23 protein-coding genes are annotated in these 25500 nt (G+C 33.0%); 3 read left to right on the forward strand and 20 right to left on the reverse strand.

Features of this window, described 5'->3' with window-relative positions:
* Window positions 1-170: 170 nt before the first annotated feature.
* The 6 genes from EYY60_RS15740 to EYY60_RS15765 form a co-directional block, all read right to left on the reverse strand.
* On the reverse strand, window positions 171-2162 hold the full coding sequence (locus tag EYY60_RS15740; protein WP_132990270.1) for a DUF349 domain-containing protein: 1992 nt from the start codon (window positions 2160-2162) through the stop codon (window positions 171-173).
* A gap of 249 nt (window positions 2163-2411) precedes the next feature.
* Entirely contained in the window at window positions 2412-3167 is a 756-nt protein-coding gene (locus EYY60_RS15745; RefSeq protein WP_132990271.1) for a lipid A phosphoethanolamine transferase, read from the reverse strand.
* A 66-nt stretch (window positions 3168-3233) separates the two neighbouring features.
* Window positions 3234-3983, reverse strand: a complete 750-nt coding sequence (locus tag EYY60_RS15750; RefSeq protein ID WP_132990272.1) for a shikimate dehydrogenase family protein — start codon at window positions 3981-3983, stop codon at window positions 3234-3236.
* Between the two features lie 2 nt (window positions 3984-3985).
* Window positions 3986-5380 (reverse strand): tetratricopeptide repeat protein, encoded by a 1395-nt coding sequence (locus EYY60_RS15755; protein WP_132990273.1) that lies wholly within the window; start codon window positions 5378-5380, stop codon window positions 3986-3988.
* A gap of 268 nt (window positions 5381-5648) precedes the next feature.
* On the reverse strand, window positions 5649-6839 hold the full coding sequence (locus tag EYY60_RS15760) for an aspartate aminotransferase family protein (RefSeq protein ID WP_132990274.1): 1191 nt from the start codon (window positions 6837-6839) through the stop codon (window positions 5649-5651).
* A gap of 119 nt (window positions 6840-6958) precedes the next feature.
* Window positions 6959-8623, reverse strand: coding sequence for an OstA-like protein (locus EYY60_RS15765; RefSeq protein ID WP_394346643.1), 1665 nt, complete (start codon window positions 8621-8623; stop codon window positions 6959-6961).
* Window positions 8624-8973: 350 nt separating this feature from the next.
* On the opposite strand from EYY60_RS15765, the gene EYY60_RS15770 reads away from it, so the two are divergent.
* Entirely contained in the window at window positions 8974-10842 is a 1869-nt protein-coding gene (locus EYY60_RS15770; protein ID WP_132990275.1) for an alpha-amylase family glycosyl hydrolase, read from the forward strand.
* 66 nt (window positions 10843-10908) lie between these two features.
* Here EYY60_RS15770 and EYY60_RS15775 read toward each other — a convergent pair whose 3' ends face one another.
* The 8 genes from EYY60_RS15775 to rsfS all read right to left on the reverse strand — a co-directional run bounded on the left by EYY60_RS15775 (window position 10909) and on the right by rsfS (window position 17664).
* Window positions 10909-11967 carry a glycoside hydrolase family 130 protein gene (locus EYY60_RS15775; protein ID WP_132990276.1) on the reverse strand — a complete coding sequence of 353 codons (1059 nt, stop codon included), beginning with the start codon at window positions 11965-11967 and terminating at the stop codon, window positions 10909-10911.
* 70 nt (window positions 11968-12037) lie between these two features.
* Window positions 12038-12820, reverse strand: coding sequence for a superoxide dismutase (locus EYY60_RS15780; protein ID WP_132990277.1), 783 nt, complete (start codon window positions 12818-12820; stop codon window positions 12038-12040).
* 7 nt (window positions 12821-12827) lie between these two features.
* Window positions 12828-13097 (reverse strand): acyl-CoA-binding protein, encoded by a 270-nt coding sequence (locus EYY60_RS15785; protein WP_132990278.1) that lies wholly within the window; start codon window positions 13095-13097, stop codon window positions 12828-12830.
* Window positions 13097-13750: a phosphatidylserine decarboxylase family protein gene (locus EYY60_RS15790; RefSeq protein ID WP_132990279.1), complete on the reverse strand. Its 654-nt coding sequence runs from the start codon at window positions 13748-13750 to the stop codon at window positions 13097-13099. Before EYY60_RS15790 ends, EYY60_RS15785 begins: the two co-directional genes overlap by 1 nt.
* Window positions 13740-14630 carry a phosphatidate cytidylyltransferase gene (locus EYY60_RS15795; RefSeq protein ID WP_132990280.1) on the reverse strand — a complete coding sequence of 297 codons (891 nt, stop codon included), beginning with the start codon at window positions 14628-14630 and terminating at the stop codon, window positions 13740-13742. Before EYY60_RS15795 ends, EYY60_RS15790 begins: the two co-directional genes overlap by 11 nt.
* A gap of 1 nt (window position 14631) precedes the next feature.
* On the reverse strand, window positions 14632-15237 hold the full coding sequence (locus EYY60_RS15800) for a lactate utilization protein B/C (protein ID WP_132990281.1): 606 nt from the start codon (window positions 15235-15237) through the stop codon (window positions 14632-14634).
* A 114-nt stretch (window positions 15238-15351) separates the two neighbouring features.
* Window positions 15352-17277, reverse strand: coding sequence for an ATP-dependent zinc metalloprotease FtsH (gene ftsH, locus EYY60_RS15805; RefSeq protein ID WP_132990282.1), 1926 nt, complete (start codon window positions 17275-17277; stop codon window positions 15352-15354).
* A gap of 15 nt (window positions 17278-17292) precedes the next feature.
* The gene (gene rsfS, locus EYY60_RS15810) at window positions 17293-17664 is read right to left on the reverse strand and encodes a ribosome silencing factor (protein WP_026729351.1); all 372 of its coding nucleotides are present in this window, start codon (window positions 17662-17664) and stop codon (window positions 17293-17295) included.
* A 93-nt stretch (window positions 17665-17757) separates the two neighbouring features.
* On the opposite strand from rsfS, the gene EYY60_RS15815 reads away from it, so the two are divergent.
* Window positions 17758-18498 (forward strand): biotin--[acetyl-CoA-carboxylase] ligase, encoded by a 741-nt coding sequence (locus EYY60_RS15815; protein WP_132990283.1) that lies wholly within the window; start codon window positions 17758-17760, stop codon window positions 18496-18498.
* 52 nt (window positions 18499-18550) lie between these two features.
* Here EYY60_RS15815 and EYY60_RS15820 read toward each other — a convergent pair whose 3' ends face one another.
* The 3 genes from EYY60_RS15820 to pyrE form a co-directional block, all read right to left on the reverse strand.
* Window positions 18551-19204 (reverse strand): hypothetical protein, encoded by a 654-nt coding sequence (locus EYY60_RS15820; RefSeq protein ID WP_132990284.1) that lies wholly within the window; start codon window positions 19202-19204, stop codon window positions 18551-18553.
* Between the two features lie 284 nt (window positions 19205-19488).
* Entirely contained in the window at window positions 19489-19881 is a 393-nt protein-coding gene (locus tag EYY60_RS15825) for an SRPBCC family protein (RefSeq protein WP_132990285.1), read from the reverse strand.
* A gap of 197 nt (window positions 19882-20078) precedes the next feature.
* Entirely contained in the window at window positions 20079-20723 is a 645-nt protein-coding gene (pyrE, locus tag EYY60_RS15830; protein ID WP_132990286.1) for an orotate phosphoribosyltransferase, read from the reverse strand.
* Window positions 20724-20730: 7 nt separating this feature from the next.
* Between pyrE and EYY60_RS15835 the strand changes: the two genes are divergently transcribed.
* The gene (locus EYY60_RS15835; RefSeq protein WP_132990287.1) at window positions 20731-21369 is read left to right on the forward strand and encodes an NUDIX hydrolase; all 639 of its coding nucleotides are present in this window, start codon (window positions 20731-20733) and stop codon (window positions 21367-21369) included.
* Window positions 21370-21539: 170 nt separating this feature from the next.
* Here the strand turns inward: EYY60_RS15835 and EYY60_RS15840 are convergent, their stop codons facing one another.
* The 3 genes from EYY60_RS15840 to EYY60_RS15850 form a co-directional block, all read right to left on the reverse strand.
* Window positions 21540-22358 carry a hypothetical protein gene (locus tag EYY60_RS15840; protein ID WP_132990288.1) on the reverse strand — a complete coding sequence of 273 codons (819 nt, stop codon included), beginning with the start codon at window positions 22356-22358 and terminating at the stop codon, window positions 21540-21542.
* Between the two features lie 249 nt (window positions 22359-22607).
* Complete coding sequence (locus tag EYY60_RS15845; RefSeq protein ID WP_132990289.1) at window positions 22608-24002, reverse strand: energy transducer TonB; 1395 nt, start codon at window positions 24000-24002, stop codon at window positions 22608-22610.
* A 242-nt stretch (window positions 24003-24244) separates the two neighbouring features.
* The gene (locus EYY60_RS15850) at window positions 24245-25237 is read right to left on the reverse strand and encodes a hypothetical protein (protein WP_132990290.1); all 993 of its coding nucleotides are present in this window, start codon (window positions 25235-25237) and stop codon (window positions 24245-24247) included.
* Window positions 25238-25500: the final 263 nt, after the last annotated feature.

Consider the following 25500-nt stretch of genomic DNA (forward strand, 5'->3'; position numbering starts at 1 on the left):
ATATAGTCAATATTTTTAAGTGTCGCTTTATCAATTTGTTATCTGAAAGTGAAATGCATAAAAAAAGATGCAAAGAGTCGTTCTTGCATCTTATATAAAATTAAAATTCCAAATTCCAGTTGTTTGCTTTTACTGGAATTTGGAATTTAAAAAAGTTGTATTTTTTATTTCTATTCTTGATTTAAATTACGCAACTGTTTTAGTTTGTCTTTCCATAGTTCAAGACTTTCTTTGTGGATTGCAATGTTTTTGCGTACTTCTAGAACAATTGAGTTTTCTTTTTTAGCATTCTTCGTATTTGTAAAAAACTGGATATTGTTTTCTAATTGGAAAATTTCATTTTGAACTTCCTCAATTTTACGCATGATAAAGATTTTTTCATTATCTAGTTTGCGTGTGTCGTTGCTGTCTGAAAGTGAATCAAGACGATTAGAAAAACGCATCATTTCGCTTTCTTTTTTGCTCAAGCTTAATTTTTCAAAAAGCGCATCCAGGATCTTGTTGAATTTTCCTTCAATGTGGCGTCTTGAAAAAGGTACTTTTCCATAACCTTTCCAGATTTCGATATGCTGTTTAATGGCATCTAAATCAGTTTTGTGATCTCCCGTAAGTTGATAAGCTCTTAAGATGTCCAAATATGCTTTTTTGTTGTCAAAAGCAGCTACTTCATCAGCATTTTCTTCTGATTTGTGCTCTTTTAGTTTGTCAAAATAATGGTTGCAGGCATCTTTAAACTCTTTCCAGATTTTATCTGAATATTTTTTCGGAACGTGGCCAATTTGTTTCCACTCTTCCTGAATTTGTTTCATGATTGGAGTTGTAGAACTAAAATCAGTACTTTCCTGAAGCTCTTTTGCTTTTGCTACGAGAGCCATTTTTTTGTTTAAATTATCGTTTTGGTCTTTTTTAATGTCTTTGTAAAACGAATTTTTGAATGCATTGAAGTTGCGAACTGCAGTTTTAAAAGCGGCCCAAGTTTCTTCGTTTACTTCTGAAGGAACTTTTCCTGCTGCAAAAAACTCATTTCTAAGTTCTTCAACTTTTTGGATCTGAACAAGCCATTGCGAATGTGAATTTACTTTTTCAGTTCCTAAAACTTCGATTTTGCCAATTATTTCTTTTTTAACTTCAAGATTTTTTTGTTCGTTTGCTCTTTGGCTTTCAAACAATAATTCTCTCTTGTCGTGTATTTTTTTTGTCAGTTCACTAAATTTATTCCAAATTGAATCACGGTGTTCTTTAGAAACTGGCCCAATGTCTTCTTTCCAAATTCTATGTAAATCCTGTAATTCACGGAATGCTTTGCTGATATCAGTTTCATTAGCCAATTCTTCAACACGTGTGATGATTTTTTGCTTTTGTTCCAAATTGTATTTGAAATCCAAATCTCTCGCTTCACGGTCTAAATGCAGATAATCATAGAAGTTTTCTACGTGAAAATGGTAATTGTTCCAAACGTGGTTGTATTTGTCTTTTGGGATTGCTCCGGCATTTTTCCATCTTTCTCTTAATTCATTAAAATGCTTAAGGGTATCTTTGATGTTTTCCTGCGGATTGATTAACTCTTTAAGCTCTTCTACAATAGCAAGTCTGTTATCTAAATTTGATTTTAGGTTGGTTTGCAAATGCTTGAAATGAGCATTTCTTTTTTCTCTAAAAACATTATAATATTCATCGAATTTAGATTTTAAAGGAGAATGATATTCAAATTCTTCATTTGGGTCTTGTTTTGAAGCGTTGAATTCTTCTTTTTTCTCTTCAATTAAATGATTGTATTGCAGTAAAAATGACTTTTTAATTTCTTCAATATGATCTTTGACAGACATTACTTTGTCAATTTGGATCAATTTTCTTAATTCATCAACAAGAGCGTCTAATGTAAAAGTGTCATAATCCTTCATAGGAATGTCATGACGCTCCTTCAGCGTTTCATCTTCACTTTCTTCTGCATTAGAATTTGTAATAGCGTCTAGCGCTTCTTGATGATCATTTTCTTCAGCAACGGCAGCTTCTACTGGTGCAGTTTCTGTTTCTGAAACTGAATTTTCATCAGTTGTTTCAGCGCTCGATGTATCAATTGCGTTTTCTTGAATAGAATCAGTAGTGTCGATTCCTAATTTTCCGTCTGCTTCTTGCAGGTTATCATTCTTTTCTTCTAACATTTTAAATGTATAAGGTTTTTACTTTTAACAGTGCGAAAGATAGTGAAGGTGTTTCTAAATACAAAATAAATCACTTGTTTATGCTTTATTTTACGATTAAATCCTTATTAGTTACACTATTTTTGCAATTAAGATACTTTAATTTTATCTTTTTTGTTGAATGAAGTGAAAATTTATATTTCTTAGATTTTTTAGAAAAAGGAAAAGAAAAATGTTATTGATAGTCTTTTTATCTAACTTATCTTTAAACTAGAATAAAACTAACAATCCCATTTCTATACCAAAATTATAAGATTTTTCACCTCCAAACGCTACACTTGGGTGTACGTATGCTAGATTTTTTGGTGTAATTTTTCGCCCAAATTCAACAAAGGCATTATTTTGAAAGCCGTCCAATACATAATTGTATCTAAAGGCTACATCGGTTGCAATCCAGTTTTTGCCAAAGAACCATAATAGATTGTTTTCAATCACGGTTACGCTAACATCACTTCTGTTGCTTGAGCCTGCAAAACTTTGAGAATGTTCTACATCAGAAATCCATAAAAATTGTCTTTGTTTAAAATACCTTGCATAAAAAAATGCCGGAATAACAACCCATTTTCCACTTCCAAAATTTGTAGCAACTGCTGACGGCGCCGTTACTCTAGTTCTAACAGCAAATCCTTCATTTGTTTTAAAGTAGGGAATATAACTAATTCCAGCACCTACGTCACCAAGACCTGTTTGATTGGTTGAATTAGGATTATTAGTGGAAATTAAAGGGAGATCAAATCTGAGATTCCAAGATTTGTTTCCAATTGGATGCAGGATACGTAAATTGGTTGTATTGAAGGAACCGTTTTTAGTATCCAAATATTCATTGTAAAGCAAAATCGTTTTTAGAAAATAATTAAATCGTGGTTCATTAAAGGGACCATCGACTTTGCTAATGTCTTGATCTTGTGCTTTAGTTGAAAAAGCAAACAGAAAAAACAGGAAAACGTAAAGTAGTTTTTTTTTCATAACTGTCTACAAATGAGTAGACTAATTTACAAAAATTACTTTAACATTCTGATAGTCAGCTTTTTTTTATTTGTTCCAAATTTTCCAAGCTTTTTCGGCCTGAAAAATTAACATATCGTAACCATTTTTAATAATTGCTCCTTTTTCTTTTGCATTTTTTAAAAATTGGGTTTCTGCTGGATTATAAATTAAATCGTAAGCGATATGTTTTTCTGTGAAAAATTCATAAGGCAAGTCAGGGCAAGCTTCAATATTTGGGCTTGTTCCTATTGGAGTGCAATTGATTATGATTTGAAAATTGTCAAAAGTTGTAGCGTTGATTAAACTATAATCAATTATGTTTTCTTTAGCTTCTCTAGATACAAAAACATAAGGAATATCAAGTTCATCAAGTGCAAAAGCTACACCTTTTGAAGCGCCACCGGTTCCTAAAATCAATGCCTTTTTATGATGCGGTTCTAATAATGGCTTTAAGGATTTTTTGAATCCATAGTAGTCAGTATTGTAGCCTTTAAGTTTACCATTTTTAGTGAACTTAATAGTATTTACGGCGCCAATTAAAGTTGCTTTTGTTGAAAGTTTGTCTAAAAAGGGAATAACTTGCTCTTTGTATGGAATTGTAACATTCAAGCCTTTCAAATCTGGATTGTTTTTAAGCAATCCTTTGAAATGACTGATTTCAGAAATATCGAAGTTTTCATAGGTATTGCCTGCAAAAACTTCATTATTGAATTTTTCTGTAAAATATCCTTTTGAAAAAGAGTAACTTATATTACGGCCTAATAAGCCAAATCGTCTTTTTAGAGTATCAATCATCTTTATTTCTTATGTTTTTCAATGTAATTTTTTACCATTTTTTTTGACCATACAACAGGGAACAAATCTTCAATCAAGATATAATTGTCAAAGTTTAAACGCAAGCCATTACTTAAATGGAATTTTGCTTTTGTATTGTCCTGAATCATGAAATACAATCCCGCTAATCGGTATTCAATTTCGTTTTCTTCTGGAAAATATTCCGATGCTTGCAACAAAGTCTGAATTGCACTTTCAAATTCGCCAAGAAATTGAAGAATATCAACCCAAAACAGCCAAGTGTCTAGTGCGTAATCTCCAAATTCTACTGCTTTTCTATATCCAAATTCAGCTTCTTCAAAAAAGTTCATTTGTTTATTGATTGTCGCGTAGCGTTTCCAGTACAAACGATTTTGATTGTCAATTGCCAAAGCTTTGTTTACAAAGAACAATGCTTTTTGGAAATTTTTCTGACGCATATAAAAATCAGTAATCGCAATCCATCCTTTGTCCAAAAGCGGATCTTCGTGAACGGTTTGATTGTAATACTGAAGCGCTTTTACAGCATTTCCAAGTTTTTCGTAGCATTTTCCAATACGCAATAAAGCATACGAAGTTGCATCATCAAGCTCAATTGTACGATTGTAGCTTTCAATTGCTTCGTTGTATTTTTTAAGGCGTTCATAAGCTTTCGCTTTTTCCATAAACGCACCTAAAAATTCATCATCAATAAGCGTTGCATAGTCAAAAGCACGAATAGCGGCTTCATATTCTTTTACGCCATAATGCAAGCGTCCAAGCTGATGCCAGGCAATTTCACTATACGGATTTCTGTTGATGTATTCGTTAAGATAAACAATAGCTTCTTGATTTTGGTCTAAAAATTCAAAACAATACACTACGTTATATAAGGCCGACTGGTCTTCTAAATCTTCTTCAAGACATTTGATGAAGCTGTCTTTTGCCATCTCAAGATTATCCATAAAAAGATATTCCATTCCAATCAAGTTGTACACATCAGCATAATCATCTGTATATTGCAACGCAATTTTCAGTAATTCTACAGCTTTTTCGTGTTGATCTCTTTTAGAGCAGATATTGGCTTTCTGGATATAAATTTCCTCGTTGTTCGGTTCAATTGCATACAACTCGTTTAAAAGCTTTTCGGCGATATCGAGTTTGTCGTCGTAAACCAGCATTTCTACTTGTACTAATTTTAAGCCTGTAGATTTTGGATGCTGATCTAATGCAAGTTTTAAGGCTTTTTTTGCTAAATTGGCCTTGCCTATATCTAAATAATGAAGAATAATTTCTTCAAATTCTTCAGAATCAAAAAAGAGTACTTTGTTAGTTTTTAACATCGACTCAAATTTGGATAGAGATAGGTTATAATCTTCTTCTTCGTTGCTTAATTGCATACTTTCTCTATTTGAAATTAGCCTGTTATAAATTTAGGCAACCATATAATTGTTGTAAGGAAAGGGAATTAATTGTTTTGAACAATTTAATTAACAAAATATGATGTTTTTTATTCTATTTTAGGAAGAAATATCCTTTTATTCTTAAGGGATTAACTTCGTTTTGTTCTTTTTTTTATTTTCAAAAATGATTTTATTCGATTGAAAATGTGCTGTTTATTATTTGATGTAGTCGCATTGAAGCTTGAAAAATGATTTCAAAATTGAGTTATTCCTGTTTCTTCAATATTTCATCCATCACAGCCAAAATTGTCGCACAACCTTCTCTAATTTCATCTTCTGAAATGGTCAAAGGAGGCGTTATCCTGATCGCACATCCTTCAAATAAAAGCCAAAATAAAATCAATCCTTTGTCTTGACAATTTAAAATGACTTCGTTTGTAATTTCAGCTGATTCTGTCATGGCAGCCAACATCAGTCCTTTTCCTCTTACTTCTGTTATCAAAGGATGTACCAAAAGCGATCTGAAGAGTTTTTCCTTTTCCAGCGTTTCTGCCATTAAATTTGTTTCAGTTAATTCTTGCAAAGTAGCAAGACAGGCTGACGCAATGACAGGGTGACCACCAAAAGTTGTGATATGTCCTAATTTTGGGTTTTCAGTAAGCAAATCCATTTTTTCGGCCGAAGCAGTAAATGCGCCAACCGGCATTCCGCCACCCATTCCTTTTCCCATCACGACAATATCTGGAACGACATTATAATTCTGAAAACCAAAAAGCTTTCCTGTTCGCCCGAAACCTGGCTGAATTTCATCCACAATCATTAATGCGCCAACTTCATCACAACGCTTTCGCACTTTCTCCAGATAATTATTTTCTGGCTGAATAAATCCAGCGCCTCCTTGAATAGTTTCTAAAAGAATTGCAGCAGTTCTAGTGGTTATTTTTTGTAAATCTTCTTCATTGTTGAAGGTAACAAAATCAACATCTGGAAGAAGTGGTCTAAAAGCTTGTTTTCGCTCTTCAAAACCCATTACGCTCATCGAACCCATTGTGTTTCCATGATATGCATTATGGCACGAAATCAGTTGGCTGCGTCCTGTAGTTCTTTTTGCCAATTTTAAAGCGCCTTCAATAGCTTCTGTACCAGAATTTACCAAATAGGTTTTGTTTAAAGATTCAGGCAGGAGTGAAGCCATTAATTTGCAATATTGAACGGCTGGACTTTGCGAATATTCGCCATAAACCATAACGTGCGAATATTTGTCCAACTGATCTTTTATTGCTTGGTTTACGCGTGGATGTTGGTGCCCGAGTGTACAGGCAGAAACACCTGCAACAAAATCTAAGTATTTTTTATCGTTTGTGTCGTAAATATAAGAGCCAATGGCGTGAGAAACTTCCATTCCTAACGGATAAGGAGAAGTTTGCGCCTGATATTTTATAAAATCTGGATTCATTTTTTTAAGGTTCAAAGTGGCAAAGGTACTAAGGGACTAAGGTTTTTATTTTAGGCTTAGGTTAAGTTTTTAAAACTAAAAGATCTCAGAATACTGAAAACTGAGACTGAGACTGAAAACTATTTCTTCGTCTTGACAGCAGGCTTCTTTTTGTCGTAATTCAGGGTTTCTTTCCTGACTTTTATAGGGACATCTTTGCCTTTTTCTTCCTGATCTTTTCCTTCTTTTACTAATTTTTCATTTAGTTCATTGTCTTCATCGGTAAAAATATCATCCTTCGATTTTATTCGTTCGTCGCCACGCCAATGCAAACCTCTTAGTTTTCGGGCGTTTTCAGGCAAATCGGCTTCAGGATATAAATCTCCGTCAACGTTTGTGAAAAGAGTAAGAGTTTCGATTTGATTGTCTTCTATAATCAAATTGATTTTACTGCTCACACTTTTATCAATTCCAACAAGCTCATTTTGATCATTTCTGCTGTAATAAATGACTTCGGTATTCTTGATAATATCAACATTGTGAAGTTTTCCATCTTTAAATTTTCCGAATAAATTGAGACCTTTTACCTGATTAAATCCGGTTCCGAGGGTATCCCGCGAGACCAGAAAAGTGTTGTTCAGTACTTTTAACGAATCTATTTTTTTGGTATTGTTGTCGCCAATCAAATGCATTACATCGCCAGTAATCTGGCTTTCGCCACTCCATAAAATCGGATTGCCGATCAATTTTGTCAACGCAGTTTTAGAGTTTGAATGAATCGAATCGCATTTACCGCTCATATCGGTTTTATAAAAACGTACGTTATTATAAGCTCTTAAAATTCGCTCGCCTTCTTTTCCAGTTACCATTAATTTTTTTCCGTGAATATAAACTGAATCATTTTCAACAAAATTTACTGCAACAGCTCTTTTGGTTACAAACATCGAATCTTTCAATTTGTAAATCTCTGCATAATGTCCCTTAACAATGCCACGATTTATAGAATCGGTTATTTTTACATTTCGACTTGCCGATGCAAATTCAATATTTCGGTTATAATACAAACTATCGCCCTCAATGCGCCTATCGTCATATTTTATGTATGATTTTCGAAGAAAATGAGCGAGATTTTTCTTTGTGTCATAAAAACCTTTTTCGGTATAAATGTAATTGGCTTTACTTGTAATGGTCGAAGGACCGAGTAAATAAGTATGTCCAGAATTACTGTAATAATCCAAATGATTTGATTTGATTACGTATTTTGGGTTGGTAATCGTTACTTCGGTCAAAAATTGAAATTTTTTTTCTGCAACAAAATAACGTCCTGATTTGCTTACCAAAGTATTGTCTTTATTGACAATCGTTCCTTTTGTATTGTAAAAAACTTGCTGTACATTTCGGTCAAAATTAATTGTATCCGTTTGCAAAGTAGCATCTGGGGAAGTCATTACAGCATCTCCAGTCGCAAAGGCTTTTTTAAGATTTCCGTTGTATTCAGCATATTTGCTGTTTAAGTATAAAGTATCGCCTTGCACCAGTTGTACATTTCCAAAAGCTTTTAAGTAATTCTCTTTCTGAAAAAAATAAGCTTTGTTGCAAGTCAAAACCACTCCATCATGGTTTATTTTTACATTTCCAGTCAATAAAACTGCATCTGGCGCAATTTCCTGGTTGACATCAGAAAAGTCAGCGTTCTCGATAATGATTTTTTTAGTTCCCGGCTTATTTTTTGATGCCTGCGCAAAACCGAATTGAGTAGTCAATAACAACAGACAAAAAGATATGAAAAAGAGTGCTTTCTTCAATTGATTAAATTTTTGTCAAATTTATGAAAAAGGTTACAACCTTATAATGTTATTAGGATTAATTTATATTTTTAGATTTGGAGGCACAAAGGGGAATAGTTTTAAATTTAAAGTTGATTTTTTTACACTTTTAATGGTATTTAAAAGCCATTGTTTCTTTGTATCTCAGGATCTTTAATTTATCAACAAAACGATCAACTCTCTCGTTGTAGTAAACTGTTTTTTGCTGATTTTAAAACAATTTGAAATCAGTTTTATTTGAGTTGTAAAAATTAGAGTAAATTTAGGAAATGATTTTCAGAACTAAATTTTATTCTGAAATCTCAAAATAGACCGATTTTATAAAGAATATGATAAATAAACGATTTTTTGCTGCGGGAATGGCAGCAAGCATGCTTTTTTCGGCATGTAAAACAAGAGATTTAAAAATGAATAATGTGAAAGAAGAAAATGCTCCAGCAAATAAAGTTGTAGTTTATCAAGTTTTTACACGTTTGTTTGGAAATAAAAATACGACAAATAAACCGTGGGGTACGATCGAAGAGAATGGAGTTGGTAAGTTCAATGATTTTACAGACAAAGCACTCCATGAAATAAAAGACTTAGGTGTGACGTACATTTGGTACACTGGCGTACCTCATCATGCATTAGTGCGAGATTATACAGCTTTTGGTATTTCAAACGATGATCCAGAAGTGGTAAAAGGACGGGCAGGATCGCCGTACGCGGTTAAGGATTATTACAATGTAAACCCTGATTTGGCAGAAAATCCAACAAACAGATTACAGGAATTTGAAGCTTTGATTTCGCGCACGCATAAAGCAGGTTTGAAACTCATTATTGATATTGTTCCAAATCATATTGCGAGAAAATATGAAGGGAAAAATAATCCTGAAGGCGTAAGAGATTTTGGTGCCGATGATGATGTCACTGTTGAATACAAAAGAGATAACAACTTTTATTATATTCCGAATGCTCCTTTCGAAATTCCAGATAATGATGTTCCTTTAAACGGAGAAAAAAATCCGCTTATTGATGGGAAATTTGCGGAGAATCCTGCGAAATGGACTGGAAATGGTTCTAGAAAAGCAAAGCCAGATCAAAATGATTGGTACGAAACTGTAAAAGTAAATTATGGTGTTCGCCCAGATGGATCAAAAGATTTTCCTGAACTTCCTGAGGGATTTGATCAGAAATCATACAAAGATCATTTTGCTTTTTGGCAAGATAAAGATGTGCCAAGTTCTTGGAAAAAGTTTAGAGACATTGCTTTATATTGGACAGCAAAAGGTGTTGATGGATTCCGTTATGATATGGCCGAAATGGTTCCGTACGAATTTTGGAGTTATATGAATTCGGCAATTAAAATGAAAAATCCAGATGCTTTTTTATTGGCTGAAGTTTATAATCCGAACGAATATCGAAATTACATTCGTTTAGGGAAAATGGACTATTTGTATGACAAAGTTGAAACGTATGATAAACTAAAAGATGTAATTCGAGGAAAATCTTCGCCTGATGGTTTGTCGGATATTCAAAAAGGAATGGCAGATATAGAGCATCATATGCTTCATTTTTTAGATAATCATGATGAACAGCGTTTAGCAAGTCCTGAATTTGCCGGAACACCAGAACGTGGAAAGCCTTTGATGGTTGTTTCAACAACAATTAGTACATCGCCTACCATGGTTTATTTTGGACAAGAAGTAGGAGAGGCTGGAAATGAAGATGCTGGTTTTGGAAAACGCTCTAGAACATCTATTTTTGATTATATCGGAGTTCCAAATCATCAAAAATGGATGAATGATGGGAAATTTGATGGCGGAAAGTTATCTGATTCAGAAAAAAACTTGAGAGATTTTTATAAAAGATTATTGAACTTTTCGATTAACAGTTCAGCTTTAATGGGAAGTTTTCAAGAAATCCAATCTGCAAATCGTCAGAATGCAGGATATGATGAATTGATTTATTCCTATGCAAGATGGTCTGAAAAACAAAAATTGATTATTGTTGCTAATTTTTCATCTGAAAAAACAAGTGAATTCGAGTTGAAAGTGCCTTCGGATGTTATTTCAAAATGGAAACTGAAAGATGGTTCGTATGTTTTGGTTGACAAATTGTATTCAGAGAATAAAACGTATTTTACGATAAAGAATGGAGAAGGAGTGGCGAGAGTAAAAATAAAACCTTCCGAATCATTTATTTATGAAGTGAATTAGATCAAGAGTATTAAATTCAATATAAAGAGGTTTAGGATAAGATTGTTCTAAATCTTTTTTTGTGTTTTAAATGGCGACTAAAAGTGACAAGATTTCTTTAATTGAAAATTGAGCGCCACAAACAAATTCATCTGATGCTCCGTAATAAATTGTAAGCGTGTTGCCATCAGGTTCTACGATGTGTCCGTTGGTAAAAACAACATTTCCAAAAAAGCCACTCAATTCATAATCAGTTGTTGGGAACATAATAGGGTCTTCGGTTCTTGAAATTACTTTTGATGGATCTTCCAAATCCATTAAAAAAGCTCCTAGACAGTATAAGTGATGTTCATTTGCGCCGTGGTAAATTTCTAACCAGCCTTTTTCTGTTTTAATCGGAGCGGCACCAGCACCAACTCTTTTGTTATCCCAGAAATTTTTTCGGGTTTTGATAATGCATTTATGATTTCCCCAATGAATGCCATCAGGGGAAGAAGCAATCCAGATATAATTACCACCAAGATCAACACTGCTTGGGCGATGCAAAGCATAGAATAATCCGTTTATTTTTTCTTCAAAAATTGCGCAGTCTTTATTGTGTGGAGGCAAAATCATTCCGTGTTTTTGAAAGACTTTCCAATCTGCTGTGGTACGCAATCCAACTCCAACACCATTTTCTGAAACAGAAGTAAAAGTCAGATAATATTTTCCTTCTAGTAATGAAACTCTGCAATCTTCAATTCCAAAAGTTTCTAGAATTCCTTCGCCAACTAAAAGTGGATAATCTTCTGGTTCATAAAAATGATGTCCATCTTCACTGCACAACAATCTAATATGCGAAAGTGTGGTTAGATAGTCATTTCCTTGAAAATTGATTACTCGAGCATCTGTCGCGATCAATTCTGGATGGTCTTTTAGAATTTCAATGATTTGAATCGTTCCAGTTTCTGTTAAAATCGGAAAGGAAATAATGTTTTCAATTTGTTTTGGTCTTTCTGCGACCCGAACGGCCAGCCATGTTTTATTTTGGAACCGAAATACACCCGGATTTAAAAGACAGGTGATTTCTAATCCTTCTCTACTTGGAGGAATATCTGCTGGAGTTAACAGCGGATTTTCGGTAAAACGGTTGGCAATATCTTTCATGTTTTCTAAAAATAGACATTAAGATATAAAAAAAAGCTGATACATTTTTGAGTATCAGCTTTTTTATGATTTATACTTTTTTGACTTTCTTCAAAGCCTCGACGTAATTTTCGTTCACTTTTTCCCAATTTATATGTTTGTAAAAAGCATCTATGTAACTTCCTTTTCTGTTTTGGTAGTCCAGATAATAAGCATGTTCCCATAAATCAATTCCTAAAATTGGAGTTCCAGGAATCAATGCATTTTTCATTAAAGGATTGTCCTGATTGTCAGTCGTGGTAATTTGTAGTTTGCCATAACGATCAACAACTAGCCACACCCAGCCTGAACCAAATTGTTTTTCAGCCTGTCCTTTAAATTGATTTGTCAAATTATTGAATGAGCCAAATTCCTTATTGATCGATCCTGAAAGCGTATCTTTTGGAGTTTGTTCTTTTGGTGTCAAAACATTAAAATACAATGTATGATTATAATAACCTCCAGCATTTTGACGAAGCTTAGCATTGCTAAGATCCATTTTTTTCAGAATATCTTCGATTGGCATGTTTTCATACTCAGTGGCAACAATTTCTTTGTTTAAATTATTCGTGAACGTAACATAGTGTTTAGAATAATGTGATTCTAAAGTTAGCGAACGAATATCTGGCGCTAAACCGTCATAACCAAAAGGCAGTTTTGTAAGTCCAAAAGAGCCTGGGTCAATAGTCACTTGATCAGGAGTTCCTATAGTAATTTTTTCTTCTTTTGTTGGCAGAGGAACTTCAACAACTTCAGTCAGTTTGTTACCGTCATTACAAGAAAATAATACAAAAAATGAAGCTAAAATGCCAAAACGAGTAATGTTTCTCTTCATGATTAATTTATTTTGATGTTAGTGAATTGATGATTTCGATATAATTTTCTTTTGCTTCTTCAATAGAAATATGACTAATTTGCATCCAAGCATTTGTTTTGAAGGCATCTCTCAAATCAAAATTTTGCGACTGATTATAAACCGCTGTCCCAAACGTAGCTTGTTTGTAATATGCATAAAGCCTTAACTGCACATCTTGTGGCAGCGAGGCTTGAGTCATTTGCATAGCAGTTTCAACAGCCTCTGAAAAACGTGTATCTAAATCTTTTTCAGTCATTAAGCTTTTTTAGCTATAATCGTTTTTCCGCCAATTGCTTTTTGGCCTAAAACCACGTCAATTGGAGTACCTAAAGGTAAAAATAAATCTACTCTTGAGCCAAATTTTATAAAGCCTGCATCAGTTCCTTGAACAACTTGCATTCCTTCTTTTGCATAGTTTACAATTCTACGTGCCAAAGCTCCAGCGATTTGTCTGTAAAGAACAGCTCCGAAAGTATCATTTTCGATAACTACCGTAGTTCTTTCGTTTTCCTCACTTGCTTTAGGGTGCCACGCTACCAAGAATTTCCCTGGATGGTATTTGCTGAATTTTATAATCCCGTCCATTGCGTAACGTGTTACGTGTACGTTGATTGGAGACATAAAGATAGAAACCTGTAAACGTTTGTCTTTGAAGTATTCGCCTTCGTAAACTTCTTCAATAACCACTACTTTTCCATCAACCGGTGCAAGAACATGATCGCTGTTGCGGATTGCAATTCTTTTAGGATTTCTAAAGAATTGTAAAATAATAATCAAAACTACTACGCCAAAAATTTGAACTAGCATTCTAAGCCATGTAATATCAATAAACTTTTCAGCTATTAATAGCAAGACTACTGCAAAAACGGTACCTAATAAAATGGATGGTCCTCCTTCTTTATGAAACATAATATAAAATTTGATAAAATAAAAATATAATTGGTGCTACAAATATAACACTATCTAAGCGATCTAAGATGCCTCCGTGTCCGGGCATTATCGAGCCACTGTCTTTTACGCCGGCAATTCGTTTGAATTTGGATTCAATCAAATCTCCAATTGTACCAAAAATGCTCACAATTACGGCGATTATAGTCCAAATTAAGATTGATTTATTGCTGAATTCGGGATTAGGCTGAATGTATAATTTTGATATTAAAAAACCTGCAAAAGCGGCGAAAATTGCGCCACCCAGAAATCCTTCAACTGTCTTTTTAGGAGAAACTCTTTCAAACAATTTGTGCTTTCCCATAGATTTTCCAACCAAATAAGCAAAAGTGTCATTGGTCCAAATCAAAATGAATAAGCCTAGAATAATTTTTGGGTTATAATCATTAGTTCCAAAAGAGATTTTGACGATAAAAATAAAAGGAAGTGTAATGTATCCTAATAAATATAAATATTTTGAAGATGTGCTTATTTTTTGAACCGAGTCATAAAATAAAAACAAAATACATTTTATTGAAACTACTATAGTAACTGCAAGCAAGATTAAATCTAATTGTTTGATATTGATGTTCAAATCTAGGTTCGATTGAAGAGCATCATTCAAAAACAAAGTAGTTTGTTCGTTGTAGTGACTAATCAATAAAACGGATGCGTAAATCAAAGTTCCAAAAACAATTGAAAATATTTTGTTCAGATTGACCAGATTGCTGAATTCATAAATCGTAATAATCAAGAAGACCCCGAAAAGAATAATAAAGCTTTCAGTCGAAAACAGAATAGAGGTAAGCAGTAAAGCAATATAAACAGCACCAGAGATGGTTCTCTTCAACGTTTCGTTCATCTTAAAGATCTTCTAAAAGCAGTAAATAAAGATTTTTTGCAACACTTCCGTATTGTGTAAAATCTTCCTCTTTTGCCTTTTCGAAATATTTTATTGTGGTAATGTTAGTTGGATAGTCACGTTCGTACTTGCGTTTAATTGCGCTCAAGCCATCACTTTTCATTGGTAAAATTTGACTAGTTGTTGCAATTATGACAATGTTTGCAGGAAGTTCATTAGGTTTGTCCTGTCTGATTTGTTTGGAAGAAAACAAAATTGAACCTTCATCGGCAATTAAGTTTTCGCATGAAGCCAATAGAAATTTTGGATTTCTTGGTGAAATATAAGTCAGCTTATTTTCTTCTAATAAATGAAATAAGGCGGGCTCATAACATAAAACTTCATTTTCAAACCAATCATTTTCTTCTAATATGTTTTCAAATTGTTCGGCAACTTCTTGTGTGTTTTCACAATATAAAAATTTACCGCCATTTTTCTTAAAGTTAAAAATGAATTGTTCGTCTATAGATAAATGACTGTTCTGAATAGGGTTTCCTCCATATTCGCTTTCGTGCTCTTCGTCAGAAGCAGATTCGCTAGAACCAAATATTTTTTTGAAAAAATTCATTTTTATATGAAATACTTTACATGTTAATTGAAAACGTTCAAAGATAAAAAAATCTTAATTCAAAAGGCGATTTTGAATTAAGATTTTAAAAAATATTACATATTTCAGTACAATTTACGAAACTACTTCTTCCAGATTTTTGTCAAAAGTTCGTTTTCCGAAAATTGTTTCTAAGTCATCTTTAAAAATAACTTCTTTTTCTATCAGTATATCAGCAAGTTGATTCAACTTGTCTTTGTTCTCCTCAAGAATTTGAATAGCTCTTTGATATTGGCCTTCAATTAGCTCTGAAATTTCAGCATCAATAATTTTTGCTGTTTCATCAGAATATGGTTTAGAGAAACTGTATTCACTCTGTCCGCTTGAATCATAATACGTAACATTCCCGATTTTGTCATTCAAACCGTAAATCGTTACCATGGCACGAGCTTGACGCGTTACTTTCTCTAAATCGCTCAATGCGCCAGTTGAAATTCTGTCAAAAGTTACTTTTTCAGCAGCTCTACCACCCATAGTGGCACACATTTCGTCTAGCATTTGATCTGTTCTCACGATTTGTCTTTCTTCTGGCAAGTACCAAGCGGCTCCTAAACTTTGTCCACGAGGAACAATTGTTACTTTAATAAGTGGTGCAGCGTGCTCTAACATCCAGCTAACCGTTGCGTGACCAGCTTCGTGAATGGCGATTGCTCTTTTTTCGTCTGGAGTAATGATTTTGTTTTTCTTTTCAAGACCACCAATAATTCTGTCAACAGCATCAAGAAAATCTTGTCTGTCAACAGCATCTTTATTGTTACGAGCTGCAATTAATGCTGCTTCGTTACAAACATTTGCAATATCAGCACCAGAGAAACCTGGAGTTTGTTTGGCTAAGAAATCTAAATCAAGACCTTCAACTTTTTTGATAGGAGCTAAGTGAACTTTAAAAATTTCAGCTCTCTCACGAATATCTGGTAAGTCAACGAAAATTTGTCTGTCAAAACGTCCAGCACGCATTAAAGCTTTGTCAAGAACATCTGCTCTGTTTGTTGCGGCTAAAACAATTACATTAGAGTTTGTACCAAAACCGTCCATTTCTGTCAATAATTGGTTCAAAGTATTTTCTCTTTCATCGTTTCCGCCAGACATATTGCTTTTTCCTCTTGCTCTACCAACAGCATCAATCTCGTCGATGAAAATGATAGCAGGAGATTTTTCTTTTGCTTGTTTAAATAAGTCACGTACACGAGATGCACCAACACCAACAAACATTTCAACGAAATCAGAACCTGATAATGAGAAGAAAGGGACTTGAGCTTCACCAGCAACAGCTTTTGCTAATAAAGTTTTACCAGTTCCCGGAGGCCCTACAAGTAAAGCTCCTTTAGGAATTTTACCTCCTAAATTTGTATATTTTTCTGGATTTTTAAGGAATTCAACGATTTCTTGAATCTCTTCTTTTGCACCTTCTAAACCGGCAACATCTTTAAATGTTGTTTTGATATCTGTTTTTTCGTCAAAAAGTTTTGCTTTAGATTTTCCGATGTTGAAAATCTGTCCGCCTCCGCCAGCGCCTCCGCCAGACATTTTACGCATGATGAAAATCCACACACCAATAATGATGATAATTGGAAGAAGACTGATTAAGATATCGCTCCAATTGTTTTTCTGCAAGAAATTGAAATCTTTTAATTTTCCTTCGCTAACTGCTTTTTCAAGTTTAGTTTGGAAAATTTGATCATTACCAATTTCTAACGTATAGTGTGGTCCCTTGTTAACATTTTTGAAAATGTCTTTAGAAACCTTCTCGTTTGCTTTATCTTTTAGCGCTGCAGCTGTTAGGTAAACTTCAGCTTCGGCTTTATTATAAACGATAACTTTTTCAATTTGGCCTTTTTCTAAAAGCGTATTGAATTTAGAAGAAGTCAATTGAGCAGGCTCGCTTAAGTTAGATCCTCCGGTTGCAAAACTTATAAATAAAAAAACTAAAAGTATTGCGGTATATATTAACCAAGGACTTATTTTAAATTTATTCGGATTTGGATTATTATCTTTAGCCATTAGAAAAATTTTTCTTTAGTATTTGTTTTCGATTGTAGTTATTTTGGCGTCACCCCAAAGGCTCTCGATATTATAGTATTCACGAATGTGTTTTTGGAAAACATGTACCACGATATGCACATAATCCATCAGGACCCATTCTGCATTATCGGTTCCTTCTACGTGCCAAGGTTTGTCTTTTAAGTCTTTAGATACTGTTTTCTGTATAGAGTTTACTATGGCGTTAACTTGAGTGTTTGAAGTACCGTTGCAAATAACAAAATAGTCGCACACGGCGGTATCTATATCTCTTAAGTCAAGAATATCGATATCATTCCCTTTTACTTCTTCAATCCCTTTGATTATGTTCGCCAATAGAACATCATTATTAATAGTCTTTTTCGCCATGAATTATTTTTATGAATTTGTAAAGTTACCAAAATTTGTGATTATTTTTGAACCTTAACAAAATATTAAATTAAGTTAATTTAAATTATTTAGATGAAACTAATCAAACTCGATGCCATAGATTCTACAAATGACTTTCTAAAGGCATTGTCAAGCCAAGATGAACTCGAGAATTTTACGGTGGTAACGGCTGAAAATCAGACAAAAGGAAAGGGGCAAATGGGAGCAAAATGGCAGTCTGAATCTGGTAAAAACTTAATTATGAGTACCTTGGTGAAAGATTTTATATTTGATAACGAACAGGTTTTTAATTTGAGTTTAATTGTCTCATTAAGTGTAATAGAAGTCTTAAAATCATTAAATATTCCCGAATTAAGCATAAAATGGCCAAACGACATTATGTCATACAATAAAAAAGTCGGTGGCATATTAATCGAAAATACCATCAAAAGTGATGGCAGAATCGTGTCAGTTGTCGGATTAGGGCTCAATGTCAATCAGACTAATTTTGACGAATTGCCAAATGCTTCTTCATTGGCAGTTATTTTAGGTAAAGCTTTAAATAAAGATATTTTACCAGAAATGATTGTTGAAAAAATAAAAGAGAAAATTAATTCGTGGGAAAATAAAGCTGCTGATTTTTGGGACAATTATTACAATACATTATTCCGAAAAGGTGTCCCAATGCCTTTTAAAGACCTGCATCCGAATTCATCTGGACAAAATTTTATGGGAATTATCCAAGGCGTTTCTTCAATTGGAAAATTGCAAGTTTTGCTGGAAGATGATTCGATTTCAGAATTTGACATCAAGGAAATTCAGATGCTTTATTAGAGGGACAAAGGGGCAAAGTTACAAAGGGGCAAAGGTTTCTTATTGAAACTGTTTAACTCGGGTTGATTATTGGTTTTGGTTCTATTTTTTTGTTCCAATAAATGATGTAGAATGTTCCTAAAATGGATGGCATAATCCAGGCGATCAAACTTCCGATTCCTAATCCTGCGACGATATATGCGGTAATAGAGGCGATTAAAGCGCCCATCATTTTTCCGATATGTTTTGAAAGCCAGTTTCTGTTGGTTTCTGAGAAGTTTTTGAAAAAGATAAAATCTTTTACGGTCATAAAAAGCCCAAATCCGCCGAAAAATGTAAATAAGATTCCGTTTGCAATATGATTTAGTTGACAATACAAACCTATCGAAATCATTATTACAGAAAAGAAAAGCATTGTTCCAGAAATTATTTTGTCAGTCAAATCGGCTTTTGATTTTGTTTTGAAGCTTAAAGCTCGATTTCCTGAAACAACAAGATAAATAGTGAACAATCCGATAAGGAATAAAAAAAAATTTTGATGTTTTGGCATCCAGCAAATTGGCAGTGAAATAAGCGAGCTTGTAATCATTCCGATCGAAAATAATTTTCCCATTCGTTTATGCAGTTTTCCGCCTTTTTTGACAACGATACTTCCAATTCCGGTAATTAATCCGATTCCTCCAAAAAATGCGTGAATGTAAATTAAAATCTTAATAGCTGATTCCATTTTGATATGTTTTAGTTTGATGATTCAAACTTCGATCAATATTTCAACGGAAAATAATTTTTGCTGCTGAACTGTGATTTTTTGTGGATGAAGTGTTTGTTTTAGAGGGACAAAGGGGCAAAGGGGGAAAGTAACAAAGCTTTTTTATCATTTCTTCTTTTAGTCGAAATGAAGAAAATAAATCAGCTCAATCTGCAAAATCTGCGAGAGAAAATTTAAAATAAAAAAGCCTGATCGTTAAATCAGGCTTTCATTTATAATTCACAATTAATAATTTACCATTATTAAAGTTTATTCATATTGTTTGCAAGGGTTTCAATAAACTTGCTGATTGGCCCTTTGATCATCATGGCCATCATAGCGTTGAATTCGCCTTCGAAGAATAATTGAACTGCGCTTTCAGAATCAGAAACACTATCAATGTTTGAAGTCAAAGTAAACGGAAGCTTATCGCTTGCAGCACCCAAAACAATTTTGTTTGGTGCTACTTTATCTTTCATTTTTAATTTGATTTCCGGCATCCCTTTCAATCCAAAAATAAAAGCGTCTTCACCAGTCACTTCAAATTTAGCGATATTGTCTGGCATTAATTTTTCGAAATTCTTTACATCAGTCAATTGATCAAATAAATCTTGAGCTGATTTCTGAACAGTAACTTTTGGACTTTCTAAGTTCATATGTTGTTTTTTAATTTTTATTTAACCGCAAAGGGCGCTAGGTTTTTTATAAACTTTATATATAATTCCGCAAAGTTCGCAAAGCTCGAATCTTTATAAATTCCAAAAAAGAGCAAAGCGATTTTTTAGAAAATCTAAAATCTAAAATCTAAAATCTAAAATCTAAAATCTAAAATCTAAAATCTAAAATCTAAAATCTATTCTTGTCCCCAAGTTGATGGGCTTTGGCTCCATTCAAGCAATGTTGATTGCTGATCTTCAGTGATATATTGTTTTTGAACAGCTAAGCTTAAAAGATTTTCGTAATTGCTCAAAGTGAATAAATCAATATTTGCTTCTTTGAAATTTTCTTCAGCAACACCAAAGCCGTATGTGAAGATCGCGGCCATACCTTTAATATTAGCACCTTCGCTTCTTAACGCTTCAACAGCCATCAAACTGCTTTTTCCAGTACTAATTAAATCTTCGACAACTACAACATTTTGTCCTTTTTGTAAAAAACCTTCAACTTGGTTTTGTCTTCCGTGTTTTTTAGGTTCCGGACGCACATATACGAAAGGAAGACCTAAACTTTCGGCAACCAAAATTCCAACACCAATGGCTCCAGTAGCAACACCAGCAATCACATCAGGTTTTCCAAATTGTTTTTCAATGTTTTTAGCAAATTCATCACGAACATAGTTTCTGATGCTCGGAAATGAAAGAATTAACCTATTATCACAGTAAATAGGCGATTTCCAACCAGAAGCCCACGTAAAAGGATTTTCGGGATTCAATTTAATTGCATTTATTTGCAAAAGCAATTCGGCTGTTTTTTCGGCAGTATCTTTATTAAAAATCATAATACAAATGTATAAAGTTTTTGTAAACGACAAACCACTTTTTTTGACAAATGAAATCTCGAAAGAAACAGATTTCCAATTGTTCTTGTTAGAAAGTATTGATATCGAACAGCTTATTATAAAAATTTTTCAAAATAAAATTCAAAAAGCGATTCTGTATCATCCAGATGAAAGTGAGATAATGAAAACCCTGAAAGCCAAAATTCCAGTGAATAAAGCTGGTGGAGGCTTTGTCTACAACAAGAAAGGCGAAGTCTTATTCATCTTTAGAAACGGAAAATGGGATCTGCCAAAAGGCGGTATCGAAAAAGGGGAAGACATTGAAGCGACGGCTATGCGTGAGGTAGAGGAGGAGACAGGAGTAAACAAGCTTCGTATTACGAATAAACTTCAAAAAACCTATCATATCTTTAAACGTAACGGAAAATACAAGCTCAAAATTACGCATTGGTTCGAAATGCAATCTGATTTTGAGGGAACACCTCACGGACAACTAGAAGAAGGAATTGAAAAAGTTGCTTGGTTAAATCGAGAACAAATCAAAGAAGCACTTAAAAATTCTTATGAAAACATTAAATTGTTGTTTCAAGAAGAAAATTACGCTTCTGTAGATTTAAAAACAAAAAAAGAAAATTTAGAATCTTAAAATTTCTAAACAAAAAGCTACAAAAAAGCCCAGTAACAAATGGTATTGGGCTTTTTTAATATCATAAAATGTTAAAGACTTATAAAAAAGAGCTATTTATACTGATATGAAATCTCAGTTCGCGAATCAACATCAACAATTCCATTAGTTGTTGCCGTGCGCAAAATAGTCTATTTCTCCATTTGATTTTTGTCGTTCATGCTATAATTAAATTTTGTGATATCTGTTTGTTTATCAGTGATTATAGGATTTCTAAAAGTAGTCGAATATTCAGAAACCAAGTTTTCAGAAATCCTCGTTAAAATAGAATTACCAGGATGTAAACGACATAAAAAACTATTTAGTTTCCATTCTTTTCCAAAAATAAATTGATTGATCTGAAGTTCATTTTTTAAGTTGCTATACTTGTAATTTACAGAAGTGCCTTTACTATTTTTATTAAATTCCGAAGCCTCTGTGAGGTTGCCATTTTCATATGTAAAAATGTAGTTATAGTCGCTATTTGCTACTGTTTTTTTGATAATATTATAGTTTGCATCGACGAAAAACTCTATTGTTTCTGAGTTTCCTGATTGCGATTTAAATGCACGAAGTATTCTATCTGAAAGATATGTAAAGGTATATTTAAAAGCACTTAAATTAAAATCAAGGTTACCCGGAATCTGGTTGAATTCAATTATTCTACCTTTATTATCGTATTTGTATGTTGTTGTTTTTAAAACTTTTCCAATATCTACATTTTCTACTATTTTCGATACTAATCCTTTTTCATTATAAGTGTATTCATCGCCAAAATCAGAGTTTTCATATTTGATATTTATCAATTTATTGTCATCAAAATTGTAAACTTTATGTATCCATAATTCATTATCCAGATATTGATTTTCCTCAATACTAATAAGTTCACTTTTAATTTCAGAACTACCCAATTCTTCGTTTGAGCATGAAATCATGCAAAGTCCAATAAGTAATATTGCTATTTTTTTCATTTTGCTTTTTGTTTGCGTTATATTTTATAGTACAAAAAGCTTGAAAAGGTTGCGTTGTGGCAGCAGTTTAAAATTTGGAGTTTAAATAGTAGGGCGTGCCACCATCCCGATAAAAGGGCTAATTCAGTTTGCGCTTATTCGCCCTTTTATCGGTATGCTGTCGGGCTATCCGCGCTACTTCGGTAGCCAGCTTCTATCCCTCACGCGGCGCCAAACTTTATCTTTAATTTTTTTTTAATGCTTAAAGTTTCAATTTAGTGTATTCAATTTTAGAATTTCATTTTTCAACTCTTCAGGTGTTACCGGATTAAATTGCAAATTCTTCTCAGATTTTTCGCTAGTTGTAGTTTCTTTAATAGCTAAAAATGGTTTGCCTTCAAAATATTTAATAGCAACGATTGTAATTTTCTCTTTTAAAAGCGAATTATAAAAAACAACTTTTTTAGGACTTAATGCACCTTTCATAATTGATTTAAAACGATGGTAAATGATACTAATCGAAACATTACTCTCATCTTCAACAATAACCCCGTAATTAAATACTAACGATGGAATATAGGTTAAAAATCGATCACAATTTAGGTAGCCTAGTTTTGAACTGCTGAACGCATAATAATTTATTTCATCAGCTTTTATATTGTCATCAGTTTTAGTACTATAGGGTTCCACAATGCGATTACTGTTATAATTTCTCGAAGTAGAAATCTCGTAATCTTCAGATTTTATGGTAATTGGTATACTATAGATACAGTTTACAGGAATGCCTTTTATTTTGCCGGGAGTAAATTTTCCTAGTTTTTTGAGAACTCTAAGATATTCATCATCGGCGGTTCTGCTCAAACCTTTTATTATCTTGATATTAGTGACATTTCCTTCTTTGTTTACAACAAACGAAGCATATATTTTGCCACTAATTTCTTCTTCAGGAAGTCTGTAATTTTTGCCAATGAATTTGTACAAGGCGTCATTTCCGCCAATATATACTGGCTTTTCATCAACATCGCTAAAAGTCTGTGCTAAATCAACCGAGTTTTTGTCGACAATCCAATTGATTTGATCTTTTTGCCAATTTCCATAAAAAAGCTGCATTCCTTCTTTATTTCCCTTTTGAGGAAAAGCAATTTCGATATTCTTTCCTTTTTTTAATCCACATTTTTCTTCATTTGCAGTTGCAACAATATGCAACATACCATTGGTTTCTATTATTTTTCCATTAGAAGTGGTCGAAAGTCCATCCAAAATCATATCCGAAATAGCGTAATATTCCTTAACCGATATTTTGATTTTTCCTGTTGCTTCCTTTCCTGATTTAAGCAAAACAAGTGAGTTTGCTTTAAAAGTAATTTTAGTTTTCTCAGCACAAACAATTGTTGTGTCTTTCAGATTATTTATCAAAAAGAATTGTGGCTTTTTGTCATTTTTAATGAAAAAATCGGCTAATAACTTTCTGTCTTCGGCCAAATTACTTTTTGACGAGTCAACAGCTGCGGAATCCTTCTTTAAAGAATCCTCCAGAATAGTTTTCTTTTCAGTTTTTAGCCCTGAAGCGTTGGGATTAGATTTAAGATTATCCTCTTTTGACTCATTTTTACATGAAGAAATACCTAAAATAAATGCAACTAGAAGTACAAGTTTAAATTTCATCAGACAAGTTTTTAAATGAACTATTTTTACATAAATACCGCGAAAGCATATCCACAAAGTATATCTGTTTTTGTGTTTTGATATTTTTTCTTTGCGGACATGTATCCAAGCAAACGCGTTAGGAAATGCTATTTTATTTCAAATATAAAATCTTGAAATTGAATATAGTTGCGGGAAACCGTAAATGTTATTTTTTCTAACAAAGAAATTAGTATAACGATAGCGCAGATTTGTAATCTGCGTTATCGGGATTTGACATTAAACACAAATGTGTCAACATCATCAATGTATAAGAGTATTAATTTCGGCTTTTTAATAATGCCAAAAGGTAAATGAACTTCTATGTTGTCTTTAACTTCAATACTTACATTGTGAGGTTCTAATTTGCCTAATAAGGCTAGTTTTGCCAGATTGCTGTTTTTTTCATAATCGCCTTCAAATCTGCTTATATTCTCAATAGAATCAATTGGGATTTCTAACGAATTAAAAAGCCCATAACGAATTATAATTTTTTCGGACAAAATGCTATGTCTTCTAAAAATTATTGCTTTTAATTGCCCGGTTAGATTTAGCAAAAGGTAAATGTGTAAGATCAAAAATAAGATTGCGCTCTTTTTGCTATGCGAAATAAGCAACATATGCACCGTTACGGCTTCGGCAATCGAGGCCAGCATTAGGCCAATATAAATGGCTGATACTCCACTGTTTTTATATCCGGTAAATTGGTTTTCAGGAGTTTTGTTGTTGGTCCATTTTATAAAACAGTAATAGAGCGAACAAATTTCGAATGTTATTATTTGACCTAATTTTTTAAACTTAATAGATTTTTGTAAAGAATAAGTAATTACATCGTAATCGTCCTGGCTTTCGTTATTGGTTAGTTTTATGCTTTTTTTCAAGTTTAAAATAAATTGAATGGCTGTCCACATTAAAAACAAAAGAAATGCAATGTTGAAATAAATTTTCCAATCAAAAAGAACTTTGAAAAAGTTGCCTTCCATTGGGAATAAAAAAGGTGTTATTTTGAAAGCCAAATAGAAAACAAACCAAAAGGTGAATTCTGTTTTTTCTTTTCGACTCAAAAAATAGTACACAACAGGTGCAACAATTAGAAAAAGTGCTGTTAAAACTGAAAACGAAAGAGCGCTGTCTTTTGAAGTAAAATAAAAAGTTATTAGCAACAGAATCGTTTCTATAATTCCAAAAATAAGAAGAGCATTGTATTTTTTTATCATAGTTGAATTATTGATTTTTGAAACCCGAAGCATCTGGATTAGATTTAAGATTATTCTCTTTTGCTTCATTTTTGCATGAAGAAATTCCGGCAACAAATACGATTATTAATGCGGGTTTAAACTTCATGATGTCAGTTTGTTAAAAGAAATAATTTTATAAAATGTTACATAAATTCAGCATAAGCAAATCCAAATAAAAATACAGAAAGAACAAAATCAATATTTCTAATTAAAACGGTTTTTTCCGAAAAAAGCAAAATAAA

Origin of the sequence: Flavobacterium zhairuonense, from assembly GCF_004352915.1 — a bacterium.
Taxonomy (GTDB): domain Bacteria; phylum Bacteroidota; class Bacteroidia; order Flavobacteriales; family Flavobacteriaceae; genus Flavobacterium; species Flavobacterium zhairuonense.